This is a genomic window from Mesorhizobium sp. M7A.F.Ca.US.014.04.1.1, assembly GCF_003998745.1.
Classification (GTDB): domain Bacteria; phylum Pseudomonadota; class Alphaproteobacteria; order Rhizobiales; family Rhizobiaceae; genus Mesorhizobium; species Mesorhizobium ciceri.
Genome location: NZ_RZRW01000164.1, coordinates 1 through 10,616, shown reverse-complemented (window position 1 = coordinate 10,616; position 10,616 = coordinate 1). Strand labels below are relative to the sequence as shown.

At 62.3% G+C, this 10,616-nt stretch carries 11 protein-coding genes; 9 read left to right on the top strand and 2 right to left on the bottom strand.

Features of this window, described 5'->3' with window-relative positions; translation table 11 throughout:
• Positions 1 to 361 (bottom strand): NUDIX domain-containing protein (locus EOA22_RS13560; RefSeq protein ID WP_127390019.1); only part of this gene is annotated, 361 nt, incomplete at its 3' end.
• A gap of 225 nt (positions 362 to 586) precedes the next feature.
• On the opposite strand from EOA22_RS13560, the gene EOA22_RS13555 reads away from it, so the two are divergent.
• The 3 genes from EOA22_RS13555 (at position 587) to EOA22_RS13545 (ending at position 2,351) form a co-directional block, all read left to right on the top strand.
• Positions 587 to 1,690 carry an NADH:flavin oxidoreductase/NADH oxidase gene (locus EOA22_RS13555; RefSeq protein WP_024504404.1) on the top strand — a complete coding sequence of 368 codons (1,104 nt, stop codon included), beginning with the start codon at positions 587 to 589 and terminating at the stop codon, positions 1,688 to 1,690.
• 112 nt (positions 1,691 to 1,802) lie between these two features.
• The gene (locus tag EOA22_RS13550) at positions 1,803 to 2,081 is read left to right on the top strand and encodes a DUF982 domain-containing protein (protein ID WP_013532012.1); all 279 of its coding nucleotides are present in this window, start codon (positions 1,803 to 1,805) and stop codon (positions 2,079 to 2,081) included.
• A 30-nt stretch (positions 2,082 to 2,111) separates the two neighbouring features.
• The gene (locus tag EOA22_RS13545; RefSeq protein WP_013532013.1) at positions 2,112 to 2,351 is read left to right on the top strand and encodes a DUF2188 domain-containing protein; all 240 of its coding nucleotides are present in this window, start codon (positions 2,112 to 2,114) and stop codon (positions 2,349 to 2,351) included.
• A 159-nt stretch (positions 2,352 to 2,510) separates the two neighbouring features.
• Here the strand turns inward: EOA22_RS13545 and EOA22_RS38855 are convergent, their stop codons facing one another.
• Positions 2,511 to 3,029: a hypothetical protein gene (locus EOA22_RS38855; RefSeq protein ID WP_245478634.1), complete on the bottom strand. Its 519-nt coding sequence runs from the start codon at positions 3,027 to 3,029 to the stop codon at positions 2,511 to 2,513.
• A gap of 159 nt (positions 3,030 to 3,188) precedes the next feature.
• On the opposite strand from EOA22_RS38855, the gene EOA22_RS13535 reads away from it, so the two are divergent.
• The 6 genes from EOA22_RS13535 to EOA22_RS13510 form a co-directional block, all read left to right on the top strand.
• The gene (locus EOA22_RS13535; protein WP_063167866.1) at positions 3,189 to 3,932 is read left to right on the top strand and encodes a competence/damage-inducible protein A; all 744 of its coding nucleotides are present in this window, start codon (positions 3,189 to 3,191) and stop codon (positions 3,930 to 3,932) included.
• Between the two features lie 81 nt (positions 3,933 to 4,013).
• The gene (locus EOA22_RS13530; RefSeq protein ID WP_027162597.1) at positions 4,014 to 4,847 is read left to right on the top strand and encodes a universal stress protein; all 834 of its coding nucleotides are present in this window, start codon (positions 4,014 to 4,016) and stop codon (positions 4,845 to 4,847) included.
• A 131-nt stretch (positions 4,848 to 4,978) separates the two neighbouring features.
• Entirely contained in the window at positions 4,979 to 5,479 is a 501-nt protein-coding gene (gpt, locus tag EOA22_RS13525) for a xanthine phosphoribosyltransferase (RefSeq protein WP_013532017.1), read from the top strand.
• A 210-nt stretch (positions 5,480 to 5,689) separates the two neighbouring features.
• Positions 5,690 to 6,178: an NUDIX hydrolase gene (locus EOA22_RS13520; RefSeq protein ID WP_013532018.1), complete on the top strand. Its 489-nt coding sequence runs from the start codon at positions 5,690 to 5,692 to the stop codon at positions 6,176 to 6,178.
• 132 nt (positions 6,179 to 6,310) lie between these two features.
• Complete coding sequence (locus tag EOA22_RS13515) at positions 6,311 to 6,622, top strand: PilZ domain-containing protein (protein WP_063167865.1); 312 nt, start codon at positions 6,311 to 6,313, stop codon at positions 6,620 to 6,622.
• A gap of 631 nt (positions 6,623 to 7,253) precedes the next feature.
• Positions 7,254 to 10,616 (top strand): vitamin B12-dependent ribonucleotide reductase (locus EOA22_RS13510; RefSeq protein WP_127390018.1); only part of this gene is annotated, 3,363 nt, incomplete at its 3' end.

The window sequence follows — 10,616 nt, the reverse complement described above, 5'->3', positions numbered from 1 at the left end:
GGCTCATATAGGGCGTAAACAGCCGCTCGATATCCTTCAAGCGATAACCCAGCTCTTCCTCGGCTTCCTTGCGGATGGCGGTCTCCGGATCGTTTTCGTCCAACAGACCGGCACAGGCCTCGATCAGCGGCTCGCGGTGGCCGGTGACGTAAGCGGGATAGCGGAACTGGCGCACCAGAAGCACGGTCGAACGCAAGGGGTCGTAAGGCAGGATCACCGCACCATCGCCGCGATCATAGGTCTGGCGGATTTGCGTCTCCCACTGACCGTCGCGCCGGCGGTAGTCGAGGACGGTCTTCTTCAGGATGGCCCAGTCGTCGGAGAGGATTTCCTCCGAACGGACGCGAATACGATCTTCCATCCCGGTCTCCATGCTAAAGCGCGTCGCACTTCATGCTCCTGTTTATGCCTGTCGTTCTCCCAAAACCGGAGCCACTTTTGGGAGACATGCCTGGCCGAGGCGTAGCCGCGAACCGGCATTTCGGCAATCCCGCCCGTGATTGGTCCAGAAGCCCTTTCACCGCCTCGTGTCTGGCGCAGGCGCCATCGGTCGCCTAAATAGCTGCGAACCCTCCCGGAGTTTCTCATGACAGCGTCGCTTTTCCAGTCGATCACTCTCGACGGCCTCACCTTCCCCAACCGCATCGCCGTCGCGCCGATGTGCCAGTATTCCGCCGAGGACGGCTCGGCCAGCGACTGGCATCTCCATCACTGGATGAACCTCGCAATGTCCGGCGCCGGCATGGTCACGGTCGAGATGACCGATGTCGAGCGGCGCGGGCGTATCACCCATGGCTGCCTCGGCCTTTACTCTGAAGACAATGAAGCGGCCGCCCGCCGCGCGCTGGACGCTGCACGACGCGTCGCCGCACCCGGCACGAAATTCGGCTCCCAACTGGCCCATGCCGGCCGCAAGGCTTCGAACCGCAAGCCGTGGGAGGGCGGCGGGCCACTGAAGCCAAACGAGGATCCCTGGCAGACCGTCTCCGCCTCGGCCATCCCCTACGACACCGGCTGGAACGTGCCGCACGCTCTGGAGGACGAGGAGATCCTACAGCTGATCGAGCGCTTCGCCGAGGCGGCAAGGCGAGCCGAACGCGCCGGCTTCGATTTCCTCGAACTGCACGCCGCGCATGGCTATTTGATCTTCCAGTTCCTGTCGCCCTTGTCCAACCAGCGCACGGACCGCTGGGGTGGCGCGCTGGAAAACCGCATGCGTTTTGCCGTCGAAATCACCAAGGCGGTGCGCAAGGCGGTGCCAAAGCTGATGCTCGGCGCAAGGCTGTCCGTGAAGGATTGGGTCGACGGCGGCTTCGACGTGGCGGACGCGATCGAAGTGGCCAAAGCGCTGAAGGACGAGGGCGTTGCCTATCTCTGCTGTTCGAGCGGCGGCAATTCGCCGTTGCAGAAATTGCCCACCGGCCCCGGCTATCAGGTGCATCTGGCGGAGGCGGTGCGCAAGGGCGCTGATATTCCGACCCGCGCCGTCGGCCTGATCGACGACCCCAAGCAGGCCGAAGCGATCGTCACCGAGGGCCGCGCCGACATGGTGGCGCTGGCGCGGGCCTTCCTGGCTGATCCGCGCTGGGGGTGGCGTGCGGCGGCGACATTCAGCGAGACAATCCACCCGGCGCCACAACTTGCCCGTTCGGTGACCACGATGCAGCATTGGATGAAGGCGGCGGGCTGAACGGTTCGCGCTCCCGACACGGCGCTGTAGAGCCTTCAAACAGCCTCTGAGACGTTTGGGCGCAGGCTGACGGCCATGGTTGCAACCAAATTGGCTGCTTTGCGTTGCGGCCATGATGGACAACAAACCTTTTGAAGTGCCGGTCGTCGTCGAACTTGGCCACGTCGGCAAATATCGCCACATCCGCAGCGCCCAGGAGGCCGCGGAGTGCCTGATGACGGTGTGGCCGCTCAATCGCGGCCCGCGCCATCGTGATGCCCTCGACACTTGCCTCAAAGTGCTGGAAGGTTATCGTTCGACAGCAGATGCGCGCCGGGCGCTGATTGAAGCCGCCAAGGAATCGGAAGTGCTGGTGCCCGACGACAGACTGCCCGACGACCGACTGCATTGAGCAGACGGACCTTTCAACCGGAGGTTTTTCATGGCGAAGCTGACTTACAAGATCGTCGAACATGACGGCGGCTGGGCCTACAAGGTCGGAGCGACCTTTTCCGAGACGTTTCCGACGCATCAGGACGCGTTGCGCGCCGCCGAAATCGCCTCGGCCGAGCAGCAGGTCGCCGGAGCGACGGACGGCATCCAGTATGAGGACGCCGAGGGAAAATGGCATGAGGAACTGGCCGACGGCCGCGACCGGCCGCAGACAGAAGTCTCGGACTGATTCGGTATCGCGGTTGATGTGGAGCGGTTCGACGGAGCGCCGACCGCAGCGCCGTCCGGAGAGAGGACGCGCCAGCGGCCAGCGGCTGTCCTTGCGGACTAGCCCTCGAACATGGATTTCTGGAAAATCGGCGTGCGCTTTTCGGAAATCACGTTCTGGCTATTTGCCGCAATACTGATCGTTGACGTTTTGCCCTGCGTTAGCGTCCGGGCCTGGTGTGTTGTGGGCACATGGGCCAATAGCGCCGGTGTTGCCTTGGGTGTTCAACCCGGAGCCGTCACTGATGCTTCCCGTGGTGTAGGGGTCGACAGTTGTCTGGTCGTTGTTACCGAACAGCCACCAGTCATGATTGTTTGAGTACCTGTCGTCCAGTGACTGCGCCATCGCCGATGTGGCGAGACCGATCGTCAGGACGGATGCTGCGAGAAGTTTTGTAACCATTGAATCACTCCGTATCTTAGCCGCCTTGGTGCGACACTCATAAAACCCGGTAGTCAGCCGAATGGTTCCTTGAAATTGTCGTGAAGCTGAGGTGAGGCCCCGATCAGCCCGGCCGGCGATGCGCTCGATGGATGCGGCGGTTCGCTCCTGGGCCATGAATTCCGGCAAGTGCCCCTTGCCATAGCCCCCGTCGATGCGGCCGAGATCTTGCTCGACCGCCACGTCATCGCAGAACATGGTGTGGAAACGAGTTGGCTTCGACCGAGCCATCCACCTCCGGCGGTCATGTAGTCGGGCAGGAAAGCCGGCGCCGCGGAGATGACATTGCGGCCACCGCTGCGCCGCGCTATCTCAGACCACTCGCCTTCCCGGGCCACTCGCTTGCCGGAGCTTCCCATGCCTGAAATCGTGACCGCCGCCATGCTCGTCATCGGCGATGAGATTCTGTCCGGCCGCACCAAGGACAAGAACATCGGCCATCTCGCCGACATCATGACGGCGATCGGCATCGACCTGAAGGAAGTGCGCATCGTCCCGGACGAGGAAGACGAGATCATCGCGGCGGTGAACGCCGTGCGCGCGCGCTACACTTATGTGTTCACCACGGGCGGCATCGGGCCGACGCATGACGACATCACGGCCGATTCCATCTCCAAGGCCTTTGGCGTACCTTGCGAATACGATGCCCGGGCCTATGCGATGCTGGAAGCAAGCTATGCCGCGCGCGGCATCGAATATACCGAGGCCCGCAAGCGCATGGCACGGATGCCGCGCGGCGCCGATCTCATCGACAATCCGGTGTCGGTCGCGCCTGGCTTCCGCATCGGCAACGTCCACGTCATGGCTGGCGTGCCGTCGATTTTCCAGGCCATGCTCGACAATGTCGTGCCGACGCTGAAGGCCGGCACAAAGATGCTGTCGGCGACCGTGCCCTGCCCGTTCGGCGAAGGCCTCATCGGGGGGCCGCTGGGTGATATCCAGAAAGCGCATCCCGATACGATCATCGGCTCCTACCCGAAATATGGCGATGGCAAGTTCTGGACCGAACTGGTCGTGCGTGCCCGCAGCCAGGAGGCGCTGGACGCTGCCCGCGCCGATGTCGAGGCGATGGTCGCCGGCTTCGCCAGCAATCCCGGCTGATCTGGTCCAGACCGGAACAAAGCACGACGCTGCAACGTTTCCCCGGCACGAGTTCGCCAGCTCGTGAACTGAGGGATTGTCATGCGATTCAAAACCATCGTCGCCATTCTGCAGAACGAGCAGGACGCCGAGCGCGTGCTCGACTGCGCCATTCCGCTCGCCAACCGGTTCCAGAGCCATCTGGTCGGCATCCACGCCGAAACGCTTCCCGTGCCCTACACCTCTGCCACAGGCTTTCCCGACACCGAATTCCTGCAGGTTTCGGCAGATATGAACCGGGAACGGGCCGAGAAATTGAGGACGCTGTTTCTCAGGCATATCGAGGATTCCGGTCTTTCCTTCGAGTGGCGAAGCCTGGAGAGCTTTTCGGGTGACAGCGCGCTGACCGGGATTTCGAGCGTGCGGGCCGCCGACCTGATCATAGCAGCGCAGCGCGAAACGGGCGGCGATTCCAGCGCGGACGTTGACACGCTGGTCTACGATGCCGGCCGGCCGGTGCTGGTGGTGCCGCACGAGGGTCCGCTGATCACCACCTTCAAACGCGTCTTGCTCGCCTGGAACGGCAGCAAGGAAGCGGCGCGCGCCGCCTTCGACGCGCTGCCCTTCATCATCGAAGCCGAGAAGACCGACATATTGGTTATCGACCCTCCTGAAACGCTCGACGACAGCCCGGAGGCCGCCGGCGCCGAAATCGCGGCGGCGCTGTCGCGCCACGGCGCCACCGTCAGCGTCTCGGTGCAGCAGTCGGGCGGCAGTTCGGTCGATGACATCATCCAGACCAGGATCGCGGAAACCGGCGCCGATCTGCTGGTGCTCGGCGCCTACAGCCATTCATGGCTGCGCCAGCTTCTGTTCGGCGGCGTGACGCGCAGCGTGCTGCGCACCGCGCCGGTGGCAGCCTTCCTGTCGCGGTAAGCCCACAGCGATCGCTGGCCCTTGCCTTGCCAAGGCCCCTGCTCTTGCCAAGATGGGGGCTTTCCAGCTAATTCCGCGCGCATTCCCCTGTTTTCTTGCGCGCGATCCCCGCGTGCTGTGGAGTGCGCGACATGTCCCTTCCCGAAAAAGCCTTTCCGGTCTCCTGGGACCAGTTCCATCGCGACGCTCGCGCACTCGCCTGGCGGCTTGCCGGTGCCAACAAGGGGCAATGGAAAGCGATCGTCTGCATCACGCGAGGCGGGTTGGTGCCGGCGGCGATCATCTCGCGTGAACTTGGCATCCGCGTCATCGAAACCGTCTGCGTCGCCTCCTATCACGATTATACCAGCCAGGGGCAGCTGCAGGTCCTCAAGGAGATCACCCCTGCCCTGCTCGCCGAAGACGGCGCCGGCGTGCTGATCATCGACGACCTGACCGACACCGGCAAGACGGCGGGCATCGTGCGCGCGATGATGCCCAGGGCGCATTTCGCCACCGTCTATGCCAAGCCGAAAGGCAGGCCGCTGGTCGATACTTTCGTCACCGAAGTCAGCCAGGACACCTGGATCTATTTCCCGTGGGATATGGGCTTCACCTACCAGAAGCCGATCGCCGACGACCACGCCGGCTGATTCGCAACTACCCTGTTACAGACCAGCAGCTTGCACCGGGGATGGATTTGCTTTCGCAAACACGTCCGGCAGAGCCGGATATTTCGCGAAATCGACGTCTATTGGCGGAAATTGGCCAGGCGAATGAAATTTTTTACTTTTATTGCCGACAATTAGCCGTAAGATTCGTGAGACGGCAAACGATTCCGGAGGCTGGGGCTAGCTTCTTCGATGTTGACGAGGCCAACGACACACAATCATCTGGCCGAAAGGGTCCGACGGCTCTTCGGCACCGCGCCGTGCCGCCTGCAGGTTGCCGCCCTGCCCTGGCGCGACACGGGAGACGGCGTCGAAATCATGCTGATCACCAGCCGCGATACCGGCCGTTGGGTTTTGCCCAAGGGTTGGCCAGAGGCCAGGGAGCCGCTCTGCGAGGCCGCGGCGCGCGAAGCCGGCGAGGAGGCCGGGCTGCGCGGCCGTGTCTCTCATCTTGAAGCCGGCCGTTACTTCTACGCCAAGGCGCTGGCTTCCGGCGAAGAAGTCCCGTGCGAGGTCCTGGTGTTTCCGCTGCATGTCGACAAAGTCGCGGACCGCTGGAAGGAAAAACGCTCACGCACCCGCAAATGGGTCCGTGCAAGCGAAGCGGTGCGCATGGTCAACGAACCCGACCTTTGCCAGATCATCGCCTATTTCTGCGCCGACCCGCACAGCTTCTCCTGACGGGCGGCCACACCGCGCTCTTTGCAAAACGGGACTTGCTTGCAAAGGCTGGACACGCGTTGCCGCCATCGACATGAATGCTTTGCTAAGGAATCAAAGGTAGGATTCGGCAGCTCTGGTATTTTTTGATCGATGGCGAGCCCCGAAAATCCAATTCCAAACGAGTCCGACGAGCCTGAGCGCGAGCATCGTCCGCGCGTGCTCAAGGGCGGGTCGATCATCACCGGAATTTCGAATTCGGAAGTCGGCTGCACGCTGCGCAATCAACACGAAGGCGGAGCCGAACTGAAGATACCGCTGGAAGCCCGGGTTCCCGATCGCTTCCTTCTCTATGTGCCGCTCGACGGCATTGCCTATCGGTGTGAGGTCCGCTGGCGTCGCAATGACCGTATCGGGGTGCAGTTCACCGGCACCGAGCCAAAACCCAGGCTGCACTACGGCTGATCCATTCAGGCACGACGCTTTGGATCGTTGCCGCGTCCGGATTGCCTGGTGGCGACAAAATTGCGATCGCCGCACCGCATTCTATCCCCGTTATCCACATATGTGACACACAAGATGTTGGGGTCACAAAAGCTACGCAAACGAATCCTTGACGGCGCAAAACGAGTCGCCTTTTATAGGCCATGCGCTCCTGTTGAGAGTGCGACCGGAAAGTTCTGAGCCCGGTCTTTTTCCCGGATTATGTGCGTTTTGCTCGCATTTCCGCCTGGTTACGAGGCCGGCGGAAGCGTTGGAATTGTGGGGCGGTTGGGGTCGATAGGGACAATTGTCGGGCTTGAATAAATTGTCTGTTAATACTATATTTAGTGTTTGCAGGTAGGTTCGACGCTAGATAGTGTGAATTTCCCTCGACCGAGGGAATCGGAAAAAAATCAGTTTTGAGGGACCCGTGGGTTCGTCGGCGCGTTGGACAGGCACTTCGCAAGGAGTTTGACCAGCAGGGCCGGCGGAGGCTGCGAAATGGAGAGCCGGCCGTTTTCGAACGCCGGCAGACGGCGGACATGCGCGTTTCGCATCGGGGGCAGAAATCCCTGGGGAAAAGCGCTACATATAGACAAAAGGGACCGGACCAATGCGCATCGAGCGTCGTTTCACCAAGCCAGGACAGTCCGCCTATGCGGAGATCGAATTCCGCAAGGCGCTTTCGGAGATCAAGAATCCGGATGGCTCGGTGGTGTTCCGCTTGGACAATATCGACGTGCCGGCGCAGTTCTCCCAGGTCGCAGCCGATATCCTGGCACAGAAATATTTCCGCAAGGCCGGTGTTCCGGCACGCCTGAAGAAGATCGAAGAGAACGACGTCCCCTCCTTCCTGTGGCGCTCCGTCGCCGATGAGGCGGAACTCGCCAAGCTGCCGGAAGCCGAGCGCTACGGTTCCGAGATCGACGCCCGCCAGGTCTTCGACCGCCTTGCCGGCACCTGGACCTATTGGGGCTGGAAGGGCGGCTACTTCAAGGCGTCGGAAGAAGACGCACGCGCCTTCCGTGACGAGCTTGCCCACATGCTGGCCACCCAGCGCGTCGCGCCGAACTCGCCGCAATGGTTCAACACCGGCCTGCACTGGGCCTATGGCATCGACGGCCCGAGCCAGGGCCACTTCTATGTCGACCCGTTCACCGGCAAGCTGACCAAGTCGAAATCCTCCTACGAGCATCCGCAGCCGCATGCCTGCTTCATCCAGGGCGTACAGGACGACCTCGTCAACGAGGGTGGCATCATGGATTTGTGGGTGCGTGAAGCGCGCCTGTTCAAATACGGCTCCGGCACCGGCTCCAACTTCTCGCTGCTGCGCGGCGAAGGCGAAAAACTGTCCGGTGGCGGCCGCTCGTCGGGCCTGATGAGCTTCCTCAAGATCGGCGACCGCGCGGCGGGCGCCATCAAGTCGGGCGGCACGACGCGCCGCGCCGCCAAAATGGTCATCGTCGACGCCGACCATCCCGATATCGAGGAATTCATCGACTGGAAGGTCAATGAAGAGCAGAAGGTCGCCTCGCTGGTGACCGGCTCGAAGATCGTCAAGAAGCATCTCGAAGCGATCATGAAGGCCTGCGTCAACTGCGAAGGCAATGGCGACGACTGCTTCGATCCGTCGATCAACTCCGCGCTGAAGCGCGAGATTAAGGCGGCCAAGAAGTCGGCCGTGCCGGAGAACTACATCTACCGCGTCATCCAGTTCGCCAAGCAGGGCTATAGCTCGATGTCGTTCAAGACCTACGACACAGACTGGGATTCGGACGCCTACCTCACGGTTTCGGGCCAGAATTCCAACAATTCGGTGTCGCTGAAGGATAATTTCCTGCGCGCCGTCGAGGACGATGCCGACTGGCACCTGACCGCCCGCAAGGACGGCAAGGTACTGAAGACGCTGAAGGCCAGGGATCTCTGGGAAAAGATCGGTTACGCCGCCTGGGCGTCGGCCGATCCGGGCCTGCATTTCAACACGACGATGAACGACTGGCACACCTGCGCTTCCGCCGGTGCGATCCGGGCGTCCAACCCGTGCTCCGAATACATGTTCCTCGACGACACGGCCTGCAATCTCGCCTCGATCAATCTGCTGCCCTACCGCAACGCCGACGGCACGATCGACATCGCAGCCTACGAGCACACGGTGCGGCTGTGGACCATCGTGCTCGAAATCTCCGTCATGATGGCGCAGTTCCCGTCGAAGGAGATCGCCAAGCAGTCCTACGAATACCGCACGCTCGGCCTCGGCTATGCCAATATCGGCGGCCTGCTGATGACGTCGGGCATTCCCTACGACTCCGACGAAGGCCGCGCGATCTGCGCCGCACTCACCGCGATCATGACCGGCATGGCCTATGCCACCTCGGCCGAGATGGCCGGCGAACTCGGCGCCTTCGCCGACTACGACCGCAATGCCCAGAACATGCTGCGCGTCATGCGCAACCATCGCCGTGCCGCCTATGGCGAGAAGCAGGGCTACGAGAAGCTCGCCGTCAACCCGGTGCCGCTCGTCGCTTCCGACCTGAAGCAGCAGGACCTTGCGACCCACGCCAAGGCCGCCTGGGACCGCGCCATCGAGCTCGGCGAGGAGCATGGCTACCGCAACGCGCAGGCGACCGTCATCGCGCCGACCGGCACGATCGGCCTGGTCATGGATTGCGACACCACCGGCATCGAGCCCGACTTCGCGCTGGTGAAGTTCAAGAAGCTGGCCGGCGGCGGCTATTTCAAGATCATCAATCGCGCCGTGCCGGAAGCGCTGCGCACGCTCGGCTATTCCGAAGCCCAGATCGCCGAGATGGAGGCCTATGCGGTCGGCCACGGCAACCTCAACCAGGCGCCGGCCATCAACCCCGGCGCGCTCAAGGCCAAGGGCTTCACCGACGAGAAGATCGCGGCGCTCAACGCAGCCTTGAAGTCGGCCTTCGACATCAAGTTTGTCTTCAACCAGTGGACGCTCGGCGCCGACTGGGTGAAGGAGACGTTCGGCTTCACCGACGAGCAGCTCAACGACTTCTCGTTCGAGATGCTGCCGGCGCTCGGCTTCTCCCGCAAGGACATCGAGGCCGCCAACATCCATGTCTGCGGTGCGATGACGCTGGAAGACGCGCCGTTCCTCAAGGCCGAACACCTCGCCGTGTTCGATTGCGCCAGCCCGTGCGGCAAGATCGGCAAGCGCTCGCTGTCTATCAACAGCCACATCCAGATGATGGCGGCGGCACAGCCCTTCATTTCCGGCGCGATCTCCAAGACCATCAACATGCCCAACGATGCGACGGTGGAAGACGCCAAGGGCGCCTACATGCTGTCGTGGAAGCTGGCGCTGAAGGCCAACGCGCTCTACCGCGACGGCTCGAAACTGTCGCAGCCGCTCAATTCCTCGCTGCTCGCCGATGGCGAGGACGACGAGGATGAAGCCGTCGAGCAGCTGCTCGCCGCACCTGCGGCAGCACGTGCCGCACAGATCACCGAGCGGATCGTCGAGCGCATCATCGAGCGCGTGTCGCGCGAGCAGGAAAAGCTGCCCGGCCGCCGCAAGGGTTACACGCAGAAAGCCAAGATCGGTGGCAACACCATCTTCCTGCGCACCGGCGAATATGACGATGGCCGTCTCGGCGAGATCTTCATCGACATGAACAAGGAAGGCGCGACTTTGCGTGGCCTTCTCAACAACTTCGCCATCGCCATTTCGTTGGGCCTGCAATATGGCGTGCCGCTCGACGAATATGTGCACGCCTTCACCTTCACCAAGTTCGAGCCGGCCGGCATGGTGCAGGGCAATGACGCCATCAAGAGCGCGACGTCGATCCTCGACTACGTGTTCCGCGCGCTGGCGATCTCCTACCTCGGCCGCAACGATCTCGCCCATGTCGACCAGTCGGACTTTTCCAACACCGCACTTGGCCGTGGCATCAGCGAAGGCAAGACCGATGCGGTCTCCAAGGGCCTGACCCGTGGCGCCTCGCCG